23 protein-coding genes are annotated in these 21,726 nt (G+C 71.7%); 9 read left to right on the top strand and 14 right to left on the bottom strand.

The genetic code is table 11. From position 1 onward, the window contains the following. The first annotated feature begins 9 nt into the window (after positions 1-9). The 3 genes from AA23TX_RS06315 to infA all read left to right on the top strand — a co-directional run bounded on the left by AA23TX_RS06315 (position 10) and on the right by infA (position 1,799). Positions 10-630 (top strand): TMEM175 family protein, encoded by a 621-nt coding sequence (locus AA23TX_RS06315; protein ID WP_230862369.1) that lies wholly within the window; start codon positions 10-12, stop codon positions 628-630. A gap of 175 nt (positions 631-805) precedes the next feature. Next, a complete protein-coding gene (locus tag AA23TX_RS06310; RefSeq protein ID WP_155541631.1) occupies positions 806-1,588 on the top strand; it encodes a GNAT family N-acetyltransferase in 783 nt (260 codons plus the stop codon). Next, positions 1,578-1,799: a translation initiation factor IF-1 gene (infA, locus tag AA23TX_RS06305; RefSeq protein ID WP_155541630.1), complete on the top strand. Its 222-nt coding sequence runs from the start codon at positions 1,578-1,580 to the stop codon at positions 1,797-1,799. Before AA23TX_RS06310 ends, infA begins: the two co-directional genes overlap by 11 nt. Positions 1,800-1,872: 73 nt before the next feature. On the opposite strand, the gene AA23TX_RS06300 is transcribed toward infA, so the two are convergent. Beyond that, positions 1,873-2,235 carry a VOC family protein gene (locus AA23TX_RS06300; protein ID WP_155541629.1) on the bottom strand — a complete coding sequence of 121 codons (363 nt, stop codon included), beginning with the start codon at positions 2,233-2,235 and terminating at the stop codon, positions 1,873-1,875. A 76-nt stretch (positions 2,236-2,311) separates the two neighbouring features. Then, a complete protein-coding gene (locus AA23TX_RS06295) occupies positions 2,312-3,199 on the bottom strand; it encodes a LysR family transcriptional regulator (protein ID WP_155541628.1) in 888 nt (295 codons plus the stop codon). Between the two features lie 73 nt (positions 3,200-3,272). Here AA23TX_RS06295 and dapA point away from each other — a divergent pair, with 73 nt between their 5' ends. After that, a complete protein-coding gene (gene dapA, locus AA23TX_RS06290) occupies positions 3,273-4,148 on the top strand; it encodes a 4-hydroxy-tetrahydrodipicolinate synthase (protein ID WP_155541627.1) in 876 nt (291 codons plus the stop codon). Here dapA and AA23TX_RS06285 read toward each other — a convergent pair. Continuing rightward, complete coding sequence (locus AA23TX_RS06285; RefSeq protein WP_155544290.1) at positions 4,096-4,824, bottom strand: class I SAM-dependent DNA methyltransferase; 729 nt, start codon at positions 4,822-4,824, stop codon at positions 4,096-4,098. The two genes, dapA and AA23TX_RS06285, sit on opposite strands and share 53 nt — an antisense overlap. A gap of 96 nt (positions 4,825-4,920) precedes the next feature. Here AA23TX_RS06285 and AA23TX_RS06280 point away from each other — a divergent pair, with 96 nt between their 5' ends. Next, entirely contained in the window at positions 4,921-5,193 is a 273-nt protein-coding gene (locus AA23TX_RS06280) for a hypothetical protein (protein ID WP_155541626.1), read from the top strand. A gap of 31 nt (positions 5,194-5,224) precedes the next feature. Then, the gene (gene glmS / locus AA23TX_RS06275; RefSeq protein WP_155541625.1) at positions 5,225-7,048 is read left to right on the top strand and encodes a glutamine--fructose-6-phosphate transaminase (isomerizing); all 1,824 of its coding nucleotides are present in this window, start codon (positions 5,225-5,227) and stop codon (positions 7,046-7,048) included. 168 nt (positions 7,049-7,216) lie between these two features. Here glmS and AA23TX_RS06270 read toward each other — a convergent pair whose 3' ends face one another. The 7 genes from AA23TX_RS06270 to AA23TX_RS06240 form a co-directional block, all read right to left on the bottom strand. Next, on the bottom strand, positions 7,217-8,389 hold the full coding sequence (locus tag AA23TX_RS06270) for an NAD(P)/FAD-dependent oxidoreductase (RefSeq protein WP_155541624.1): 1,173 nt from the start codon (positions 8,387-8,389) through the stop codon (positions 7,217-7,219). After that, complete coding sequence (locus AA23TX_RS06265) at positions 8,386-8,586, bottom strand: ferredoxin (protein ID WP_155541623.1); 201 nt, start codon at positions 8,584-8,586, stop codon at positions 8,386-8,388. The genes AA23TX_RS06270 and AA23TX_RS06265 overlap by 4 nt, the downstream gene beginning before the upstream one ends. Further along, positions 8,583-9,239 (bottom strand): TetR/AcrR family transcriptional regulator, encoded by a 657-nt coding sequence (locus tag AA23TX_RS06260; protein ID WP_155541622.1) that lies wholly within the window; start codon positions 9,237-9,239, stop codon positions 8,583-8,585. The genes AA23TX_RS06265 and AA23TX_RS06260 overlap by 4 nt, the downstream gene beginning before the upstream one ends. 7 nt (positions 9,240-9,246) lie before the next feature. Further along, entirely contained in the window at positions 9,247-10,446 is a 1,200-nt protein-coding gene (locus AA23TX_RS06255) for a cytochrome P450 (protein WP_155541621.1), read from the bottom strand. Positions 10,447-10,567: 121 nt separating this feature from the next. After that, the gene (locus AA23TX_RS06250) at positions 10,568-10,999 is read right to left on the bottom strand and encodes a pyridoxamine 5'-phosphate oxidase family protein (RefSeq protein ID WP_155541620.1); all 432 of its coding nucleotides are present in this window, start codon (positions 10,997-10,999) and stop codon (positions 10,568-10,570) included. Between the two features lie 4 nt (positions 11,000-11,003). Further along, positions 11,004-12,107: a cytochrome P450 gene (locus AA23TX_RS06245; RefSeq protein ID WP_230862368.1), complete on the bottom strand. Its 1,104-nt coding sequence runs from the start codon at positions 12,105-12,107 to the stop codon at positions 11,004-11,006. Further along, positions 12,104-12,643, bottom strand: coding sequence for a TetR/AcrR family transcriptional regulator (locus tag AA23TX_RS06240; RefSeq protein ID WP_230862367.1), 540 nt, complete (start codon positions 12,641-12,643; stop codon positions 12,104-12,106). Before AA23TX_RS06240 ends, AA23TX_RS06245 begins: the two co-directional genes overlap by 4 nt. 90 nt (positions 12,644-12,733) lie before the next feature. On the opposite strand from AA23TX_RS06240, the gene AA23TX_RS06235 reads away from it, so the two are divergent. Next, positions 12,734-13,753: an aldo/keto reductase gene (locus tag AA23TX_RS06235; protein WP_155541618.1), complete on the top strand. Its 1,020-nt coding sequence runs from the start codon at positions 12,734-12,736 to the stop codon at positions 13,751-13,753. Further along, complete coding sequence (locus AA23TX_RS06230) at positions 13,753-14,610, top strand: LLM class flavin-dependent oxidoreductase (protein WP_155541617.1); 858 nt, start codon at positions 13,753-13,755, stop codon at positions 14,608-14,610. The genes AA23TX_RS06235 and AA23TX_RS06230 overlap by 1 nt, the downstream gene beginning before the upstream one ends. A 28-nt stretch (positions 14,611-14,638) precedes the next feature. Here AA23TX_RS06230 and AA23TX_RS06225 read toward each other — a convergent pair whose 3' ends face one another. Both AA23TX_RS06225 and AA23TX_RS06220 read right to left on the bottom strand, forming a co-directional pair. Beyond that, complete coding sequence (locus AA23TX_RS06225; protein ID WP_155541616.1) at positions 14,639-15,322, bottom strand: class I SAM-dependent methyltransferase; 684 nt, start codon at positions 15,320-15,322, stop codon at positions 14,639-14,641. Next, positions 15,319-15,723 carry an SRPBCC family protein gene (locus AA23TX_RS06220; RefSeq protein ID WP_155541615.1) on the bottom strand — a complete coding sequence of 135 codons (405 nt, stop codon included), beginning with the start codon at positions 15,721-15,723 and terminating at the stop codon, positions 15,319-15,321. Before AA23TX_RS06220 ends, AA23TX_RS06225 begins: the two co-directional genes overlap by 4 nt. Positions 15,724-15,776: 53 nt before the next feature. On the opposite strand from AA23TX_RS06220, the gene AA23TX_RS06215 reads away from it, so the two are divergent. Beyond that, positions 15,777-16,193 carry a MarR family winged helix-turn-helix transcriptional regulator gene (locus AA23TX_RS06215; RefSeq protein WP_155541614.1) on the top strand — a complete coding sequence of 139 codons (417 nt, stop codon included), beginning with the start codon at positions 15,777-15,779 and terminating at the stop codon, positions 16,191-16,193. Between the two features lie 123 nt (positions 16,194-16,316). Here AA23TX_RS06215 and AA23TX_RS06210 read toward each other — a convergent pair whose 3' ends face one another. Both AA23TX_RS06210 and AA23TX_RS06205 read right to left on the bottom strand, forming a co-directional pair. Then, positions 16,317-18,287 (bottom strand): cellulose binding domain-containing protein, encoded by a 1,971-nt coding sequence (locus AA23TX_RS06210; RefSeq protein WP_196425201.1) that lies wholly within the window; start codon positions 18,285-18,287, stop codon positions 16,317-16,319. An 81-nt stretch (positions 18,288-18,368) separates the two neighbouring features. Next, on the bottom strand, positions 18,369-21,674 hold the full coding sequence (locus AA23TX_RS06205; protein ID WP_196425200.1) for an error-prone DNA polymerase: 3,306 nt from the start codon (positions 21,672-21,674) through the stop codon (positions 18,369-18,371). Positions 21,675-21,726 lie beyond the last annotated feature (52 nt).

The raw sequence follows: 21,726 nt of genomic DNA, 5'->3' as shown, positions 1-21,726 counted from the left end.
GGTGGTTTGATGTTGCCCGTGGAGCAGAAGAAATCATCCGAGCGGCTGGTGTTCTTCACCGACGCCGTGGTCGCGATCGCGCTGACGTTGCTGGTCCTGCCGCTGACGGACCTGGTGCCGGAGCTGGTCGCCGAGCACAAGCCCGCGGTGGAGGCCGTGACCGGCAACTGGTCGAAGATCATCAGCTTCGTGCTCAGTTTTCTCGTGATCGGGCGCTTCTGGTCCGTCCACCACCGCATCTTCGAGCACGTGCGGTCGTACAGCACCGCGCTCGTGCGCGTGAACTTCCTCTGGCTGCTGACGATCGCCCTGCTGCCCTTCCCCACCGAGCTGATCGGCGCGTACCAGTCCGAGCGCTTCACCGTGCTGTTCTACCTGGGGACGTTGCTGGCCAGCAGCCTGTGCCACACCGCGATGGTGTTCATCATCCGCCACGACCCGCAGATCCGCGGAGACGCCGAGCCGGTGTCCGACGAGACGTTCTGGAACCACGTGCTGAGCGCGGCCGTGTTCGCGCTCGCGGTCGTCGTGGCGGTGTTCGTGCCCAGCATCGGCTACTACGTGCTGCTGTTGCTGCTGTTCCCGGCGAGGATCGCCCTCTGGCTGCGGAGCCGCCGGGCCGCGCGGTAAATCGGTGGGCACGGCGGCGACGGGCCGCTATCGTGCCCTTGACCGTGACTCGACGCCGGGAGGTGAGCCCCATGAACGCTGTTTCGATGGTGGGTGCTCCCCTCGTCGTCACGGTCGGGCGACTGTCGTAGGGGTCGCCGGGAGCGCTTCAGGCACTCCCGAGAGGTACGAACCCATGGAAACTTCCCATTTCACTTCAGGCGCGCCCGCGGTGGTGATCACGCGGGTCGCGCAGCGGCTCTGGCACGCGCTGGCGGACGACCGGGTGATCGGCCGCTGCGAAGCCACGACGCGGCCCGACGGGCGGATCTTCGTCAGCATCGACGCGTGGCACCGCTCGGTCTTCGACCAGCTCGCCGACGCGATGGTGACGCAGCTGCGGGGCCCGCTCCACACGATCGTCGACGAGGCCGACGCCGAGCTGACGGCCGGCTGGGAACGAGCCGGCTTCACCCTCCGGCGTCGCGAGTGGGAGTACTCGGTGCCCACCGGCGCCGGCCCGGTGCTCGCGCCGCCGGGCGTGACGATCGTGCCCCGCGGCTCGGCTTCGGAGGGCCCATTGCGCGCGTTGGACCGCGTGGTGCGCGCCGAGGTCGAGGCGGCGGTCGGCTGGCAGGAGATGCCGGCCGAGGTCCTGCCGCACCCGCCCGGGGACACCGTCGTGGACCCGGCGTTGTACGCGGCCGCGGCCGACGCCGGCGAGTACGTCGGTCTGGTCCGGGTGGTCCAGGTGCCGCGGCTGCCCCGGATCGGCCTGATCGCGGTCCGCGCGGACCACCGGCGCCGCGGCATCGCCCGGGCGCTGCTGGCCGAGGTACTGGGCTCGTTGCACGCGGCGGGGATTCCGGCGGCGTCGGCGGAAGTCAACGAGGCCAACCCGGCGGCGACGGCGTTGTTCGAGGGCGCCGGCGCCCACCGGGTGAGCAGCAACCTGGAGCTGGTGCGCCATGGCGAATAAGGGCGGCATCGAAGTCGAGGGCACCGTGCTCGAGTGCCTGCGCAACGCCATGTTCAAGGTGGAGCTGCCGAACGGGCACCAGGTGCTGGCGCACATCAGCGGCAAGATCCGGAAGAACTACATCAAGATCATGCCGTACGACCGGGTCCTGGTGGAGCTGAGTCCGTACGACCTGACCCGAGGCCGGATCCTGTTCCGCTACCGGAACTAGTCCGGGCGCGATCCGGGAGCCCGCGCTCCCGGATCGCGCTCACCCGGCCGGCTTCCGCGGCGTGGCAAGGAGATCAGCCCCGGGGGCTCCGGTCGGCGAACTCGACCGTGAAGCCGTCCGGGTCCCGCAGCTGCAGCTGCCGTTCGAAGCCGCGGTCGCGGGGCGGCCCGGTGACCGGCACCCCACGGGCGACGAAGTCGGCGTACAGCTCGTCGAGGTCGTCGGCGAGCAACTCGACCTGCACGAACCGGCGCAGCCGGTCGGCCTCGCGTGACACGACGGCGCCGAGTTCCAGCAGCCCGAGCGTGCCGCTTTCCAGGCGCAGCAACACGAACCGGCCGTTGCGGACTTCGACTGCGAACCCGAGTGACTCGTAGAACGGGACCGAACGGTCCAAGTCGGTGACGGGCAGGCTCATCCCGGCGAACGTGATCAAGGCGCACTCCTTCGGCTCAGTGCGCCAAAGGGAGTCGCGGGCGGGCGTTCCGACGCTGCACCCGCTCGCGCCCAGCCTAGCCGAACTCCGCGAGCACTGCCCGCAGCGCCGGGCTCGCGTCCGCGCTCTGCCGCCATGCCGCGTGCACCTCGCGCTTCGGCTGCCGGCGCAGCGGATGCGCGATCAGGTCGTCCCCCAGCGGCGGTCGGGCCAGGCGGGGGATCAGCGCGATCACCTCGCCCGAAGTGACCAGCGACAGCTGCGTCGCGAAGTCGTCGACCAGGTGACGCACGTCCGGCTCCTCCGGCGCCTCCGCGAACAAGCGCCGGAACCATTGGTGGCACACGGTTCCCGGCGGGCTGGTCACCCACGCGTGGCCCGCGAGATCGGCCCGGCCGAGCGGTTCGGTGGCCGAGGCCAGCGGGTGCGACCGGCTCAGCACCACGTCGCCGACGTCGGTGTGGACGAGCCGCTGCGTCAACGACGGCGGCTGCGCGGCCGGGAGCCCGTCGGCGTCGTGGACGAGGGCGAGGTCGGCCGTCCCGGCGTCGACGCTGTGCAGCGCTTCCTCGGGGTCCTGCTCCGTGATGTGGACGCGCAAGCCGGGACAGCGCACCGACAAGCCGCGCAGCAGCGGCGCGAGCAAGCCGCGGATGGCGGTCGAGAACGCCACCACCCGGAGCGTGCCGCGCGGCGCGCCCTCCGAGACCGACCGCGCCGCTTCGCCGCACCGCTCCAGCGCCTGGAACACCTCCGGCGCCGCGTCGACGATGGCCTGCCCGGCCGGCGTCAGCACGACCCCGCGGCCCGCCGGCGCGAGCACCGGCACCCCGACCTGCCGCTCCAGCCGCTTGATCTGCTGCGACACCGCGGACGCCGTGAACCCCAGCTCCTCGGCCGCCCGCGCGAGCGTCCCGAGTGCGGCCACCGACCGCAGCGCCCGCAGCGCACCGACCTCGATCATCAAGCCAGATTACGCAGTATCGGCAAAAAAGCATCGCTGGACCGCACCAGTCACCCTCCGGCAAGGTCGAGGCATGACCGACTTCGGCGCCAACCTCGTCGCGATGGTGACCCCCATGCAGCCCGGCGGGACGCTCAGCGAACCCGGCCTCGCGAGCCTCGTCGACCACCTGCTGGCCACCGGGTGCGACGGCCTCGTCGTCGGCGGGACCACCGGCGAGTCCCCCACCCTGACCGAGCCCGAAGCCGCCGGGCTCGTCCGTGCCGTGGTGGCGCGGGCCGGGAGCCGGGCCCGCGTGATCGCCGGCGTCGGCACCTACGACACGGCCGCGAGCGTCCGCCGCGCCCGCGAAGCCGAGGCGGCCGGCGCGGACGGGCTGCTGCTCGTCTGCCCCTATTACTCGCGGCCGACGCAGGCCGGGGTGATCGCCCACTGCCTCGCGGTGGCCGACGCGACCGAGCTGCCGGTGATGCTCTACGACGTCCCGGCGCGGGCCGGCATCGCGATGACGACGGAGACGGTGGTCGAGCTGGCCGCCCACCCGCGGATCCGGGCGGTCAAGGACGCCAAGGGCGACCTGTTCGAGGCGATGACGGTCATGTCCCGCACGTCGCTGGCGTACTACTGCGGCATCGACGAGCTGAACCTGCCGTACCTGGCGTGCGGCGCGGCGGGCGTGGTGAGCGTCGTGGCCAACGTGGCGGCCGAGCGCACGGCCGCCCTCATCGCCGCCGTCCGCCGCGGTGATCTGGAATCGGCTCGGTCGATCAACGACTCGCTGCTCCCGCTGACGGACGCGATCATGCGCTCCGGCCCCGGCGTGACGGCGGCCAAGGCGGCGCTGGCCGAGCTGGGTGTCATCCCGCACGCGACGGTCCGGCTGCCACTGGTCGAGGTCAGCTCGGAGGCAGCCGGTACACCGATACGTGCGACCGCGATCGCGTCGTGAACTCCCCGCCGGTCCAGTCCTCGTGCCGGGACTCCAGCTCGAAGCCGGCCAGCCGGCCCATCAGGTCCAGCTCGGCCGGCCAGATGTAGCGCTGCGGGCAGCGTCCGAGCCGGGCTTCGCGACCCTCGCCGAACTTGAAGTGGTGCGACACCAGGTGCTGGCGCACCGTGTCGTAGGTGTCCACGCCGACGTACCCCTGCTCGGCCGTGAACACCAGCGCGTCCTGCCCCGGCGGGAGGCGGCGCAGTTCGGGAACGCCCAGCTCGATCACGAACCGGCCGCCGGGGTCCAGGTGCCGGGCCGCGTTGCGGAAGCACTCGACCTGCTCGTCCTGGGTGAGCAGGTTCCCGATCGTGTTGAAGACCAGGTAGACCAGCGAAAAGCGGCCCGGAGCCGTGGCCGTCGCCATGTCGCCGACGACCACCGGGAGGTCCGCCTTCTTCCGCAATCGGCCGAGCATCGGCTCGGACAGTTCGATGCCGGTGACGGACACTCCCTGCGCGGCCAACGGGACGGCGATGCGTCCGGTGCCGATGGCGAACTCGAGCACCCGCCCGCCGCCGGCCAGCGCGGCGAGGCGGTCCACAGCCGGGTCCACGACCTCGGGCGCGAACATGCCGCGGCCCGGGGTGTCGTAGCGTTCGGCGGTCTCGACGTCCCAGATGTCTTCCTGCAGCACACCTCCACCCTGGTCGGAACCCCTATGGTCGTCCAACGATTAAAGCTTGCCCGATTTCGGGCAGGAATTTGAAGTTCATGACGTCCGCAGGGCATGATGACCGGCGTGGAAGACACCGACATCGTCGAGCGCGTCGCCGCGTCCACCGGGTTGCCACCCGGGGTCGCCGCCCGCGTCGTCGACGACGTCCTGGCCTTCTACCGGATACCCACCGAGCAGTACGTGCGCCGCAGGCACGCCGAGCTGCAGGCCGAAGGCCGGAAGAACCCCGAAATCTTCCCGCTGGTCGCCGCCGAGCTCCGGGGCCGGCTCGTGGCCGCCCCGGACCTGTCCGAGCGCCAGCTGCGCCGCATCGTCTACGGCTGAGACCCAGCCCCTACCGAAGAAGAGGTCCGCCATGTGCGGGATCGTCGGCTACATCGGCGGCCAGAACGCCGCCCCCATCCTCCTCGAAGGCCTGACCCGGCTCGAGTACCGCGGGTACGACTCCGCGGGCATCGCCGTCCTCGGCCCGAAGGACACCACGCAGGTCCACCGCGTCGTCGGCCGGGTCCGCAACCTCACCGCCGCGCTGCCCAAGCGCCTCACCGGGAAGGTCGGCATCGGCCACACGCGCTGGGCCACGCACGGGCCCGCGTCGGAGGACAACGCGCACCCGCACACCTCGGAGGACGGCCGGATCTCCGTCGTCCACAACGGCATCATCGACAACGCCGACGCCCTGCGCGCCCAGCTCGCCGACGCGGGTGTGAAGCTCACCTCCGAGACCGACACCGAGGTCCTCGCCCACCTGATCGCGCGGTCCGGCGCGGACACCCTGGAAGACGCCGTCGTCGAGGCGGTTTCGCGGATCACCGGCACGTACGCGATCGCCGTCACCGACTCCGCGCACCCGGACCGTCTCGTCATCGCGCGCAACGGCTCGCCGCTGATCATCGGCGTCGGCGAGCGCGAGATGTTCGTCGCCAGCGACCTCGCCGCGCTGGTCCGGCACACCTCGCAGGTCGCGCACCTCGACGACGGCGAGTTCGCGACGGTCTTCGCGACCGGCTACCGGACCTTCACCGTCGACGAGAGCGACACGACCAAGCCCACCACCGAGATCGACATCGCCGCCGAAGACCTCGACCTCGGCGGGTTCCCGCACTACATGGCCAAGGAGATCCAGGAGCAGCCCGAGTCCATCGAGCGGATCATCCGCGGCCGGCTGGACCACCGGTTCGGCGTCGCCCGCCTCGACGGGCTCAACCTGACACCCCGCGAGCTGCGCGGGTTCAGCCGCGTGAAGATCCTCGGCTGCGGCTCGGCGTACTACGTCGGCCAGATCGGCGCGACGATGATCGAGGAGCTGGCCCGCATCCCGGCCGACGCCGAAGCCGCGTCGGAGTTCCGCTACCGCAACCCGATCATCGAGGCGGACACGCTCTACATCGCGGTCAGCCAGTCCGGCGAGACGATCGACACCGCTTTCGCCGTCGAGGAGATCAAGCGCAAGGGCGGCCGGGTCGTGGGCCTGGTCAACGTCGTCGGCTCGACGATCGCCCGCGCCTGCGACGGCGGCGTCTACCTGCACGCCGGCCCGGAGATCGCGGTCGCCTCGACCAAGGCGCTGACGAACATGGCGGTCGGGTTCGCCCTGATCGCGCTGTCGCTCGGCCGCGTGCGGGATCTGTCCAATGCGGACGGTCAGCGGATCATCGCCGCGATCCGCGCGCTGCCCGACCAGATCCGCACGATCCTGGCCGCGGAAGGGGAGATCGCCGAGCACGCGAAGGTCGCCGCGTCCGCGAACAGCCTGTTCTTCATCGGCCGCGTCCGCGGGTTCCCGGTGGCTCGGGAGGGCGCACAGAAGTTCAAGGAGATCTCCTACCGCCACGCGGAGGCGTACCAGACGTCCGAGCTGAAGCACGGCCCGCTCGCCCTGATCGACGAGTCCCTCCCGACGGTGGCGATCGTGCCCGCCGACGAGCTGGCCGACCGCAACCTGGCGGCGATGCAGCAGATCCGCGCCCGCGGAGGCGCGGTCTTGGCGGTGACGCACGAGGACGTCGACTTCGGCGAGCTGGACGTCCCGCGGATCGTGGTGCCGCGGACCGAGCCGGAGCTCGACCCGATCCTGCTGACCATCCCGCTGCAGCTGCTGGCCTACCACGCCGCGCTGACGCTGGGCTACGACATCGACAAGCCGCGCAACCTGGCCAAGTCCGTCACGGTGGAGTGAGGCGCAGCCAGGTGAAGCGGGCGAGCGAGCCACTGCGACTTTGCCGGGACCGCAGCGAAGGTCGCGCGCGTTGCACTGGCGAGCGACCAGGTCCGCGACCGGCCACCGGCGCGGGGCGTCGCGGATCGCAGCCGCCCCGCCGCTCCAGCGGGGCGCTGGCGCCAGGCGTTACGCGCGTCCCACCGGCACCGCCGCGCCGGCGATGGCCTGCCGGTTAAGCCGGGCCTGCTTGGGCATGTTCCAGCCCAGCACCCCGGTCACCCGGCCGCCCTCGCGGTACTCGGCCACGAACCGGCGCGTCGTCACGTCACCTTCCACAATGGACATTTCGGCGTCGGCGGACAGCGTCCCGTGCACGTGGATCCGCGCGTCGAACTGGTGGGTCCAGAAGTACGGCACCGGCGCATACGGGCGGTCGTCGCCGAGGATGGTTCCCGCGACGGCGATCGCCTGCTCGGTCGCGTTCGTCCGGTTCTCCAGGCGCAGCAGCACGTCCAGCCCCTCGTGGTGCCACCGGGCGACGTCGCCCGCGGCGTAGATCCCGTCCGCGGCGCGGCACCGGGAGTCGCACACGATGCCGTTGTCGCACAGCACCCCGCTGCCCGCCAGCCAGTCCGTCGCCGGGGCCGCGCCGAACGCCACCACCACGACGTCCGCCGGCAGCTCTTCCCCCGTCGCCAAGCACACGCCGGTAACTCGTCCATCCGATGAGGACAGTCCGGTCACCGCCGCACCGAGTCGCAAGTTGACACCGCGGTCGGCGTGCAGCGTCGCGAGCAGACCCGACACCAGAGGACCGAACTGGTACGCGAGCGGCGCCGGCTGCGGCCCGGCCAGCGTCACCGGGACGCCCAGCCCGCACACGGTCGCCGCGATCTCCGCGCCGAGGACGCCGTCGCCGACGACGACCACGCGCTTGTCCGGCGCCAGCTCCGCGCGCAAAGCCAGCGCGTCGTCGAGGGTGCGCAGGACGTGGACGCCCGCGAGGCCGTCCTGGCCCGGCAGGGTGCGTGGACGCAGGCCCGTGGCGAGCACGATCGCGTCCGCGGTCAACGCCCGGCCAGCCGACGTGCGAACGGTCCGCGTCCCGGCGTCCAACCCCGCCGCGGGGGCGCCGAGCACGAACTCGGCGTCCAATGCGGACAGTGCCTCCGGCGTGCGCAGGCTCGCCCGGGAAGGCGTCCAGCTCCCGGCGAGCACCTGCTTGGACAGCGGCGGCCGGTCGTACGGCAGGTGCGCCTCCGCGCCCAGCACGGTCACGCGCTCGTCGTACCCCTTGCGGCGCAACGCTTCCACCGTGGCCAGCCCGGCGGCCGAGGCGCCGACGACGAGGACCGTCACGCGTCCTCGCTCACCGAAATCGCGACACCCGGGCACACGCTCGCCGCCTCCCGGACGATCGCGTGGTGCGCTTCCGCCGGGGTCTCGTCGAGCAGGATGACGATGCCGTCGTCGTCGCGCTGGTCGAACACGTCCGGCGCGAGCATCACGCAGGTGCCGGCACCGCAGCACTTGCCTTCGTCCACGGTGACCTTCATGGTCGTTCCTCTCCTTCGTCGGTGTGGGTCACGGGGGCGAGCCAGAGCCCGACCAGTGCGTCGGTCAGGCCGGTGGCGGCTTCGCGCCAGCCGGCTCGCGGGGTGTCGCCGCCTTCGGCCACCGCGCGTTCACGCTCGGCCATCGTGTGGATCAGCAGCTGACGGGTCATGGCGCTGCGCTCGGCGCGGACCTCGGCGGGCAGCTCCGGCAGGCACCGGCTCAGCCCGTCGACGGTCCGCGCCAGCGCGGGCGACGACAGCGTCTCCTCGGCGACGGCGAGCCGCAGCGACGGCTCGGTCATCACCTGCGCGGTGAACCGGGCGAACCAGCTCGGCCGGCCCGCCGCGGCGAGGTACTCGGTGGAGGGGTGCACCAGGCACCGGACCCAGTCTCGCAGGTCCGCGCACGCGCCGACCTCGGCGAGCATGCGTCCGCGCAGCTCTTCGACGGCCGCGGAGTGCCGGCGGGCGATGGCCCGGACGAGGTCGGCGCGAGTGCCGAAGTGGTAGCCGACGGCGGTGTTGTTGCCCTGCCCGGCGGCTTCGCTGATCTGCCGGTTCGACACGGCGAGCACGCCGTGTTCGGCGTAGAGCCGTTCCGCCGCCGTCAGGATCGCCTCGCGCGTCGCGTGCGCCCGATCCACCGTGGTCACAGCGGGGTCACCAGCGGACGGGCAGTTCCCGCAGTCCGCCGACGGCGAGCCCCTCGACGCGGCGCAGCTCGTCCGCCGGGACGGCCAGCTCCAGCGTCGGCAGCTTGCGCAGCAGGACTTCCAGGACGACCTGCAGCTCGGTGCGGGCGAGCGGCTGCCCGAGGCACGCGTGCGCGCCGGCGCCGAAGGACAGGTGCGGGTTCGGGCTGCGGCCCAGGTCCATTTCGGACGCGTTCTCGAACGCGCCTTCGTCGCGGTTGGCCGCGGCCATGCTGCACATCGCGGTCGTCCCGCCGGGCAGGACGGTGCCGGCGACCTCGAAGTCGTCGGTGAAGTAGCGCATCATCCCGACACCCGCGTTGGCGTCCAGCCGCAGCGACTCCTCGACGGCGGTGCGCACCAGCGCCGGGTCGGCCAGCAGCCGCTCCCACCGGCTCCGGTCGGCGAGCAGCATCGCGACCATCTTGGCGATCATGTTGGCGGTGGTCTCGTGGCCGGCGATCAGCAGGCCGATCCCGGTGGCGATCAGCATCGGGTCGGACCAGCCCTCGGGCAGCAGCGCGCTGAGGATGTCCTCGCCGGGTTCGGCGCGCTTGGCGGCGATGAGCCCGCCCATGTACCGCCCGAAGTCCTGCTGCGCGGCGTCGAACTCGGCTTGGGTGTAGCGGGTCATGCTGAGCATGACGTCCGACCAGTGCGCGAACCGGTCGCGGTCGGAGTCCGGCACGCCGAGCATGTCGCAGATGACCCAGACGGGCAGCGGGAAGGCGACGCCGGCCTTGAGGTCCCCGGGCGCGCCCTTGGCGACGAGGTCGTCGATGAGCTGCTCGGCCATCGCCGCCATGCCGGGGCGCAGGGCGTTCATCCGCTTGGCGGTGAACCACTTGCCGATCGTGCGGCGCCAGGTGAGGTGGGCTTCGCCGTGCTGCGGGAGGACGGTCGCCATCTCGCTGTTGAACACCCCGCCGGACTCGGTGTCGGCGACCCGCGCGGCGTTGTCGGCGGGCGTCGGCCGGGTCCACCGCGGGTCGGAGAGCACGCTCTTGACGTCGGCGTAGCGGGTGATCAGGGCGGCTTCGTCGCCGCTGGCCAGCCGAACGTGCGCGACGGGGCACTTCTCCCGGAACTCCGCCCATTCGGACGGCGGCTCGAGCGCGGTGCCGGCTTCGAACGGGAACCGCGGCAGCTCGGTGTGGCTTTGCGTCATGACGGACTCCTCGTCGGTGAATGACCCCTACGACGAGCATGGCGACGATCGCCAATTACGTCAAGCGATTGACTTAAGTCTCGCCTCCGAAGATGCCACGAACGACCCGCTCCCGCTCAGCTCACTCGCGCTCGACCTTGCGGAGCCCGCCCTCGGGCGTCCACCACTCGACGACCAGCAGCGTCGCCTCCGGGTTCAGATGAGTGTGGACCACCTCGGCGACGTCCACGCGGAAGCCGTCGCCCGTGTCGATTCCCCGGCCGGAGATCTTCGCCTCTCCCGGCCACTTCGCCTCTTCGCCGTCGACCGGGTCGACCGTCGCGCTGTGCAGCGCCAGCCGCGGGTCCCGCCTCAGGTCCGCGCCCTTGCGCGCGTCGGGCATCGAGCCGAACGTCAGCTCGCCGTCCGCGAACTTCGTCTCGATGCCGGAGATCCGCGGTGACCCGTCGGCCCGCAGGGTCGCCATCGTCTTGTGCTTGTGCGCGTCGAACAACGTCCGCACGCGCCGAGCGAACTCCGGTTCCGCCTCTTCGAACTCACGCCACGCCGTCATGCGGTCATGATGGCAGCCAGCGCACGTGAACCGCCGCGGGTTTGCGGAACACCAGCCCCGACGCCGTGGCCGGCTCCGCCAGTGCGATGCCCGGCAGCCGGTCGAGCACGGTTTCCACGGCGATCCGCGCCTCCAGCCGGGCGAGGTCGGCGCCGAGGCAGAAGTGCGGGCCGTGGGCGAACGCCAGCTGCTTGCGCAGGTTCGGCCGGTGCGGGTCGAACACGTCGGGCTCGGGGAACACCGCGGGATCGCGGTTGGCCGCGGTGAGCGACACCGTCACGAGGTCACCCCGCGCGATCGACGCTCCCCCGAGCGCGACGTCGCGGGTCGCGTACCGGTCGACCACCGCCGCGGCCGGTTCCAGCCGGAGCGACTCCTCGATCGCTTCCGGGACGAGCGCGCGGTCCAGGTGCTCCGGATTCCGCAGCAGGTGCACCAGGAGGTTGGCGATCATGCCTTCCGTGGTCTCGATGCCCCCGAACATCAGCACCGCGGCGTTCGACACCACCTCCGGCAGGTCCAGCACCGAAGCCGCCTCGGTCACCAGCGAGCGCCGGCCGACCGAGCCCTCGATGTGCGAGCGCAGCTCACCGAAGGCTTCCGCACCGCGAGGACCCGGTTCCCGGCCGGCCGAAATATCGTCCACTGTGGACACGATCGCGTCGTACCAGGCCAGCACCCGCGCGGTGTCGGTGTCGTCCAAGCCCAGCGCGTCGGCCACCACCGCGACGGACAGCGGCCCGGCCAGCGCCCGGCGCAGCTCCGCGCGCCCGGCCGCGGCGAACCCGTCGACCAGCCGGGCGCACTCGGCGCGCACGAACCCGTCGAACCGGTCCGAGATCTCGCGGGGCCGGAAGTGCCGGGCGAACGGCGTCCGGTGCCGGGCGTGCTCGGCCGCGTCCAGCGAGAGCATCGAAGGGCCGACGACCCGGGCCGTCGAAAACCGGGGGTCGTCCACGGTGAAGGTCGCCGCGTCGCGCATCACCCGCAGCGCCAGGTCGTGCCGCGTGACCAGCCAGCCGTTCAACGACGGCAGCCAGGCGACCGGCTCGGTCGCCCGGAGCCGCGCCAGCAGCGCGTACGGGTCGGTCGTGAGCTGCTCGATCACGCCCGCAGCCCCGCGATCAGGAGCTTGACCAGGCGGCGCGCGTCGTAGTCCGGGTTGCCGTCCTCCGCGCCGACGCACAGGTTGCCCACCCCGCGCATCAGCTCCAGCGGCCGCACCTTCGCGGTCAGCCCGGCGGCTTCGAGCAGCTGGGCGCACACCGGGACCAGGCGATCGAGGAAGTACGCGTGCAGCGAGGCGAACCCGTCGCCCTGCAGCACCCCCGCGAGCCCGTGCTTGGTCACCAGGAAGTCGACGAACAGGTCGATCCACTGGCTCAGCGCCTCGTGCGGCGAGGACGCCGCCTCCAGCAGCGCCGGCCCCGCGTCGGCGCAGGCTTCCACCTGGTGCCGGTAGACCGCGACGATCAGGTCCGCCCGGGTCGGGAAGTGGCGGTAGATCGTGCCCATCCCGACGCCGGCCTTCGCCGCGATGTCGCGCACCGGCGCGTCCACCCCCGACGCGACGAAGACCGCGGCCGCCGCGTCGAGCAACGTCTTCTCGTTGCGCCGGGCGTCCGCGCGCTTGGGTTTGCTCACCACACCTCCCGGGTTGCTAACCGGAACAATGCTCCGTATGGTTAACGGAGCAACGTTCCGCTTGTCATCATCTCACGGAGGAGCCCCCTCATGCAGTACCGCACCCTGGGCCGCACCGGCGTCCAGGTCAGCAGCCTCGCCCTCGGCGCGATGAACTTCGGCGCGATCGGGCGCACCACCCAGGACGAGGCCACCGCCATCGTCGACGCCGCCCTCGACGGCGGGATCAACCTCGTCGACACCGCCGACATGTACAGCCAGGGCGAGTCGGAGGTCATGGTCGGCAAGGCGATCAAGAACCGCCGCGACGACCTCGTGCTCGCGACCAAGGCCGCCATGCCGATGGGCGACGAGCGCAACCACCGCGGCACTTCGCGCCGCTGGATCTTCAAGGCCCTCGAAGACAGCCTGCGCCGGCTCGACGTCGACCACGTCGACCTCTACCAGATGCACCGCTGGGACCCCGCCACGAGCGACGAGGAAGCGCTTTCCGCGCTGACCGACCTGCAGCGCGCGGGCAAGATCCGCTACTTCGGCTCGTCGACGTTCCCCGCTTACCGGATCGTGCAGGCCCAGTGGGCCGCGCGGGAAAACCACCTGAGCCGGTACGTCACCGAGCAGCCCAGCTACTCGATCCTGCAACGCGGCATCGAGACCCACGTGCTCCCGGTGACCCAGGAGTACGGCCTCGGCGTGCTGGCCTGGAGCCCGCTCGCGTCGGGCTGGCTCTCGGGTGCGGCCCGCGCCGGGCAGGAGATCAAGACGAACCGCGCCGGCGTCCTGCCGCAGCGCTTCGACCTCACCGACCCGGCCAACCAGGCCCGGCTGGACGCCGTCGAGAAGCTCGTCAAGATCGCCGACCAGGCGGATCTTTCCCTGATTCAGCTGTCGCTCGCCTTCGTGACCGCGCACCCCGGCGTGACCAGTGCGCTCATCGGTCCCCGCACGCTCGGCCACCTGGAGTCGCAGCTCGCGGCGGCCGACACCGTGCTGGCCGCCGACGTGCTCGACGAGATCGACGCCGTCGTCGCTCCCGGCGTCGACCTGGCCGCCCACGAAAAGTTCGACACCCCGCCCGCCCTGCTCGACCCGTCCCTCCGGAGGCGTTGATGTCCCCCCGTTTCGGCATCCTGACCGCACCGATGAACGTCGGCTACGACGAGATCCTGCGCGTCTGGCGCGAAGCCGACACCGTGCCCGAAATCGAGCACGCGTGGCTGTTCGACCACCTCATGCCGATCGGCGGCGACCCGGACGGCCCGATCTTCGAAGGCTGGACGCTGCTTTCGGCGCTGGCCGCACAGACCGAGCGGCTGCGCGTCGGGCTCTTGGTCACCAGCAACCGCTTCCGGCCGCCGGCGGTGCTGGCGAAGATCGCGACCACGGTGGACATCGTGTCCGGCGGGCGCCTCGACTTCGGCATCGGCGCGGGGTCGCGCCCGAGCCATCCCCTGGCGCGGCGCGAATACGACGGCCACGGCCTGCCCTACCACAGCCAGGACGACGCCGTCGCCGCGCTCGCCGAGGCGTGCGCGATCATCCGTCGCTTGTGGACGGACGACGAGCCGTTCGACTTCGACGGCGAGTACGTCAAGCTGAAGGGCGCGTTCGGCAACCCCAAGCCGGTGCAGCGGCCGCACCCGCCGATCATGATCGGCGGCCGGGCGAGCGCGACGCTGCGCGTGGTCGCCGAGCACGCCGACCTGTGGAACATCCCGGGCGGCGGCGACATCGAAGACCTCGCCGGCCGCAGCAGGCTGCTCGACCGCTACTGCGCGGAGATCGGCCGCGACCCCGCGTCGATCACCCGCTCGATCTTCCTGCCGGTCGACTACGACAAGCCCGCCGCGACGCGCGAGAAGATCGAAGAGGCCGTGGGCGCAGGTTTCGGGCACATCGTCCTCGGCTTGGCGAACCCGTACCCCGACGGCGTCGTGCGGTGGGTCGCCGACGAGCTGATCCGCTGAGCTGCTTGTCGACACGCGGCTCGGGTTTTCAGTTCTTGCGGAACAGTCCGGCGAGCAGGAAGGGCACACCGAACAGGCCGGTGTTCGCCCGCATCGGGCGCAGTTCGAGCTCGGTGTAGCCGTCGAACAGCCGGCGCAGCTCGTCCGGCGTGTACGCGAGGCCGCCGTGGAGACTGCGGTCGCGGTAGAGCTGCGCGTCCGGGACCTCGGTGCCGGAGCCGCCATCGCCGGTGCCGGCGGCGAAGCACACGAGGCCGAAATGGCCGCCCGGTTTCAGGTGGCGGTCGAGCAGGGCCAGGTAGCTGATCCGCCGGTGCGGTGCGAGGTGGTGCAGGCAGCCCGAGTCGTAGACCAGGTCGTAGGTCTCGTGCGGCAGGTCCATGGCGAAGATGTCGGCGTGGTGGAAGCGGGCGTCACCACCGCGTTCCGTCGCCCAGGCGATCGCGGTTCGCGACCGGTCGACCGCATCCACCTCGTACCCCGCGGCGGCGAGCCTCCGCGCGTTGCGGCCGGGCCCGCAGCCCAGCTCCAGCGCGCGGCCCTTCCGGAGTGACCCGGCGCGGAGCCAGGCGTCGAGGTTTTCGTCGGGCTGGTCGGCGAAGAACGGGACGGGCCGGTCGCGGTCCTCGTAGAAGCCGTCCCACGGGATGTCTTCGAAGAGGCCGTCCAGCATCCGCAGGAGGTCCTCGACCGAGCGGATGTCCCGGTTCACGCTTCGACGCGCTCTCGCACGGCCTCGAGTTCCTGGGCGACGACCGCCATCTGCGCGTCGACGGCCGACGGTTCGGTTCCCTCGGGGAAGAAGAGGCTGAAGATCAGCTCGGCGCCGGTCAGGTTGGGGAGCACGCGGGCGAAGAGGCCTTGGTTCGGAGCCTCGGCACTGACGAAGTCGACAACGCCATGGCCCTTCGCGGTGCGCACGACGACCCGGCGCGGCTCGCCCGCACCGGGAATGCGCCAGACGTCGCCCTGTTCGTGTTCGACGGCGGGCGCGAAGCCGGGCGCCCATTCGGGCAGGTGGCGCCCGTCGGAGAGGTAGTCGACGACCCGCGCGGGCGCCGCAGCGATGGTGATCGTGCGGGTCTCGGCGTGTCCTGTCTCGATTGATGTCATGCCAGAAACGATACGCATCTGCTTATGATTTGTCCAAGCGTAAGATTCCCCGCGTGACGGAGGACGACGACCTGGCGGCCCTCTGCGCGGGAGCCGGCCGCGCACTGGCCGAGGCCGAGCGCCCGATCCTGGAGGAGCACGGGCTCTCGATGTGGCAGTACGTGGTGCTGTCGGCCCTGTCCCCGGGGGCGGCGCCGAGCCAGCTGGTGCTGGCCCAGCAGATCCACTACGACAAGACGCGGCTGATCGCGTTGCTGGACGGGCTGGTCGCGGAGGGGTTGGTGAGCCGTTCGCCGGACCCGTCCGACCGGCGCGCCCGGGTGGTGCGGTTGACGGCCGCCGGCGTTCGGCGGCACCGGGCGGTGCGGGACGCGATCCGGGTGGCGGAGGAGCGGATGCTGACGGGGCTGAGCGCCGAGGAGCGGCGAGTGCTGCGGTCGGCCTTGGCCCGGCTGGCCCGCTCGGACTGAGCGCAGCTGTCACGTTTCGCCCACCGCGGGCGACTTCACCGGCCACCTCGCCATCCGCCTGGGCGATTGGGCCGAGGGCGCGACCGGGATTCCGACCTACCCGGGCTGCCTGGCGACCGCCGGTCAGCCCACCGCGCACAAGGTTCCGTTCACCCGGAACGCCGTCGGCAGGATGTTCGGCCCGCCGTAGTCCGCCACGAACCCGACATCCGCGCCCGGCTTCAACGGTGCCGACGACGTCACCTTCACCGCCGCCCCCTCCTGGGTCCACGTTCCGTTCCAGCCGCTCGTCACCCGCTGACGCGCGGTCGGCCACGTGAACGTCAACGTCCAGTCACCCACCGCCGCCGACGACACCACGTGGATTCCGCCCACGAACCCGCTCGCCCAGTCGTTCACGTCCGTCAACGTCACCGTGCAGCTGCTGGCCGAAGGCGCACCCGTCGTCAAGGTCGACGGCGGTGACGCCCACGACACGTTCCCCGCCGCGTCGCGGGCCAGGACGTTCACCGTGTAGCGCGTTCCCGGGACCAGGTTCCCGACGGACAACGATGTCCCCGTCGTCTCGCCCCACTGCTCGCTCACCGCGCCCGCCTGCCGGTACACCTCGTACTTCACGCCGGGCGCCGACGCCGGCCAGCTGATCGTCGCCGTCTTGTCGGTCGTCGTCGCCGTCGGCTGGCCCGGTGCGGCCAACCGGACCGAAGCGGCGGGGTGCAGGACCACGGTCGTCAGGGAGTACGGCGGCACCGTCCGGTCCCACGAAGACGCGTGAACGATCGACGTCGCGCCGTTCGTGAAGGTGAAGACATCCGTGACGGACGCCGGGTAGTCCAGGTTCACCACCCGCGCCGCGGAAGGATCCTTGTTCACCAGCAGAACCGCGAGGTCCCCGTTCGGACGGCGAACCGCGTGGACGTCCAGAAGCGGGTCGTCCGCGCCGGCCCGGACGAACTGATCACCCGGACGCGCGAACGTGCTCAGCATCTTCAGTCCGTAATACGGTGCGAACGGCGTGTTGAGCGCGGGCTCGCACCCGCCGTCGAGACAGGTCGCACTGGAGAGCAGGCCGGAGTCGCCGTAGTCCGGGTAACCGGCCACTGTGGACAGTGCGGTCCCGCCGTTGTGCGTGTCCCACCAGTCCACCGTGAAGACGCCGTTCTCCAGCAGGGACGCGTACGCTTCGGCCGCGAACAGCGCGCCCGGCTGGGTGTCCATGCCGACCGGCGTGTTCGTCTCGGTCAGTGCGATGCCGAGCGACCGGCCCGCGTACCGCGTGATCTGCTCCCGCGCCAGGTAGATCATGTCGTCCACCTGCTCGGTCCTGGTCAGCGCTTCCGCGGCCGTCGAAGCGCTCGGATACCAGTGCAGCACGGCGAAGTCGATGTGCGGCCCCGCGATCGACAGCACCGTCCGGTTCCACGTTCCGGTGTCCCCCGCGCCGACGATGCCGTCCGGCCAGTTCGCCGGCGTCGTCAGCACCGCGCCGATCTTCACCGACGGGTCGGCGGCCTTCATCGCGTCGGCGTAAGCCACGACGCCCGCGGCGTACGCGGCCGGGCTCTTGTCCTCGTGGTCGTCGGCCTCCCAGTTCGCGCCGTAGTGGCCGTTGCCGTAGAGCTCGTTGCCGATCTCCCAGTACTTGACGCCATAACCCTTCGTGACGTTCGCGTACCGCACCCAGTCCGCGGCCTCCTGCGGCGTCCCGGTGCCGTAGTTGGCGATGACGATCGGCTGCGCGCCGGCCCGCCGGACGCCGCCCATGAACGTGTCGAAATCGGTGCCGGGCGCCACGTAGCCGCCCGGCGCGGTGTTGTCCTTCCAGTGGTAGATGTCGCCGTAGGAGCCGCCGGGGTAGCGCATCGTGCGAACCCCCGCGGCGCCGAACAGGTCGGCCACGGTGTCAGTGCCGAGCTGGCTGTCCCACACCGCGTGGTTGATGCCGAGCGCGGTGTCCGGCACGGTGGCCAGCCCCGCTTTCGCGTTGACCGTCACGGTCGCTTCGGGCGGGGTCGCCGCGGCCGCCGCCGGCACGGCCGCCACGAGCAGGGCGGCCACCGGCCACGCTGCCCAGCGCAGACGTCGAGCTGTCATGGATCGTCCATCCTCACTCGTCGAGACGTACGGATGGCTGAGAGCGCTCTCAGAGCAGAGAACCAGTGCGCGGCCCGGAAGTCAACGGAAGTCTCGCGACGGCCCCGCCCGCATCGACAGGTCGAGGCGTTCGAGGCGGTCGGCGACGAGCGTGACGACGCCCTCCGCGACCTGCGCCCGCCCGCGGATCAGCAGCGCCGCGCTGGTGCGGGCGACCAGGCGCTGCCGCTGCCACAGGCCGGGCGAGACGAGGACGTTGGCCATGCCGGTCTCGTCCTCGAGGTTGAGGAACGTGATCCCGCCGGCGGTGGCCGGGCGCTGCCGGTGCGTCACGGCGCCGCCGACCCACACCCGCGTCCCGTCCTCGACCCGCATGAGCTCGGCGACCGGCAAAGCGCCGCGCGCGGTGAGCAGCTCGCGCAGGTACTCGACGGGGTGGCTGTCCGGGGAGACGCCGGTCGCCCACAGGTCCGCGGCCGTCACCTCCAGCCGCGTCATGCCCGGCAGCGCGGGCGCGTCGAGGCCCGGGGCGAGGCCGGGCAGGTGCCCGGGGCGGGTGGTCGCCGCGGCACCGGCGGCCCAGAGGTCCTGACGCCGGTCGCCGCCGAACGCGCCCGCGGTGGCCAGGGCTTCGACGGCGTTCTTCTTCAGCCGGACGCGCCGGGTGAGGTCGCCGGCCCCGGCGTACGGGCCGTTCGCGTCGCGCTCGGCGACGATCGAGTCGGCGACGTCGTCACCGAGGTGCCGGACCCCGGCGAGGCCGAGGCGGAGCGCGACGCCGCCGGTGCTGCCGGCGTCGGGTTCGAGGGTGGCGTGCGCGAGGCTGGCGTTGAGGTCCGGTTCGCGGACGCGGACGCCGTGGCGGCGCGCGTCGGCGACCAGCGACTGCGGGCTGTAGAAGCCCATCGGCTGCGCGCGCAGCAGCCCGGCGCAGAACGCGGCCGGGTAGTAGCGCTTGAACCACGCGCTCGCGTACACCAGCAGCGCGAACGACATCGAATGCGCTTCGGGGAAGCCATAGCCGGAAAAGGCGTGGATCTGCTCGAAGATCCGCGTCGCCAGCTCGCGGTCGAGGCCGTTGGCTTCGCAGCCGGCGAAGAACCGCGCCATCAGCGCTTTCATCTTCGCGCTGGAGCGCTTGGCGCCCATGGCGCGGCGCAGCTGGTCGGCCTCGGCCGGGGTGAAGCTCGCGACGTCGACCGCCATCTGCATCACCTGTTCCTGGAACAGCGGCACGCCGAGCGTCCGGTCCAAGCTGGACGCCAGCAGCGGGTGGGCGTGCTGCCACTTCTCTTCCTCGCGGCGCCGCCGGATGTACGGGTGCACCGAGCCGCCCTGGATCGGGCCGGGCCGGATCAGCGCGACTTCGACGACGAGGTCGTAGAACTCGCGCGGCCGCAACCGCGGCAGCGTCGCCAGCTGCGCGCGTGACTCCACTTGGAACACTCCGATGGCGTCGGCTTCGCAGAGCATGTCGTAGACGTTCGGGTCGGCGAGGTCGAGCTCGCCCAGGTCCACAGTGGATCCGTGGTGCTCGGCGACGAGGTCGATCGTGTAGTGCAGCGCGGACAGCATGCCGAGGCCGAGCAGGTCGAACTTGACCAGGCCGACGGTCGCGCAGTCGTCCTTGTCCCACTGCAGCACGCTCCGGTCGGCCATGGTCGCCCATTCGACCGGGACCACTTCGGACACCGGCTGCTTCGAGATCACCATGCCCCCGGAGTGGATGCCGAGGTGGCGCGGGAAGTCCTCGATCCGGGCGGCCAGGTCGAGGACGTCGGCCGGGATATCGCCCGCCGTCTGCTGCTTGGTCCCGCCCCAGCGGTCCACGAGCTTGCTGTAGGCGTCCTGCTGACCGGGGCTGTGGCCGAGGGCTTTCGCGGCGTCGCGGATCGCGGACGGCGCGCGGTAGGTGATGACGTTGGCGACCTGCGCGGCGTGGAAGCGGCCGTGTTTTTCGTAGACGTACTGGATGGCCTCCTCGCGGCGGCCGGACTCGATGTCGACGTCGATGTCCGGCGGCCCGTCGCGTTCCGGGGCGAGGAAGCGTTCGAAGAGCAGGTTCCACTTCACCGGGTCGGCGTGGCAGATCTCCAGGGCGTAGCAGACCGCGGAGTTCGCCGCGGAACCGCGGCCCTGGCAAAGGATGCCGGATTCCCTGCAGAACCGGACGATGTCCCACACCACGAGGAAGTAGCCCGGGAAATCGAGTTTCCCGATGATGGCGAGCTCGTGGTCGAGCTGGGCGTAGGCCTTCGGGTTCTCCTCCCGCGACCCGTAGCGTTTCGCCGCGCCGAGCCGGGTCAGCTCGCTCAGGAACGACATCTCGTCGTGGCCGGGCGGCACCGGGAAGGGCGGGAGATCGGGGGCGACGAGGTTCAGGTCGAACGCGACCTCGACGCCGAGGACGGCGGCCCGCCCGACCGCGCCGGGGTAGCGGCGCTCGAAACGGCGGCGTTGCTCCATCCCGGACCGCAGGAACGCCTGCCCCGACGGCGGCCGCCAGCCTTCGAGGTCCTCGGCCGACCGGCGGGCCCGGACGGCGGCGACCGCGTCGGCCACGACGGCGTCCTCCGGGCGGGCGTAGTGCGCGTTGTTCGAGACGACGGTCGGCAGCCGCAGCTCCCTCGCCATCCCGGCGAGGTGGTCGTTGGCCGCGTCGTCGAGGGGCTGGCGGTGGTCGATCAGCTCGACGGCGACGTGCCGGGGCCCGAACCAGTCCGCCAGCCGGCCCAGCTCGGCCCGCGCGGCGGCGGGCCCGTGCTCGGCGAGCGCCCGGCGGACCGGCCCCTTGCGGCAGCCGGTGAGCACGACGACGTGCCCGGCCAGCTCGTCGACCAGCTCCTCGACGTCGTAGACGGGCCGGCCCTTCTCCCCGCCGGCGAGCTGGGCGCGGGAGATGACCTTGCAGAGCCGGTGGTACCCGGCCTGCTGCCGCGCGATCACCAGCAGGTGCGAGCCTTTCGGATCGGGTTCGCCGGCCTGCGGTGCGGGCAGGTCGAGCGAGAGCTCGGCCCCGAACCCGACCCGGACGCCGAGCTCGCGGGCGGCGTCGTTGAACCGGACGGCGCCGTACATGCCGTCGTGGTCGGTGAGGACGAGGGCGTCGAGCTCGAGCCGCGCGGCCTCCTCGACGAGCGTCTCGGGGTGGCTCGCGCCGTCGAGGAAGCTGAAGTTGGAGTGGACGTGCAGCTCGGCGTAGGGGGCACGGATTCGGTCGCCACCGTGGTCCCGGCTCTTGCGGTCCTGAAGGTCTTTCGGCGCCCCGGCATACCCTTCGCGTTTGCGCGACCACGCCGGGGCGTCGTTGCCGTCGCCTCCCGGAGGTCGGCCGGAAGCGATCCGCTCCACTTCGGACCACGGCACATTCGGATTGTTGAACGCCAAGACTCCGCTCCCCCACAAGGAGTTCGCTGTGGGGAAGCCAGCGACTACTGTT

Origin of the sequence: Amycolatopsis camponoti (assembly GCF_902497555.1) — a bacterium.
GTDB lineage: Bacteria > Actinomycetota > Actinomycetes > Mycobacteriales > Pseudonocardiaceae > Amycolatopsis > Amycolatopsis camponoti.
Note: the sequence above shows the minus strand (reverse complement) of the source record. Positions and strands in the feature narration are given on the sequence as shown.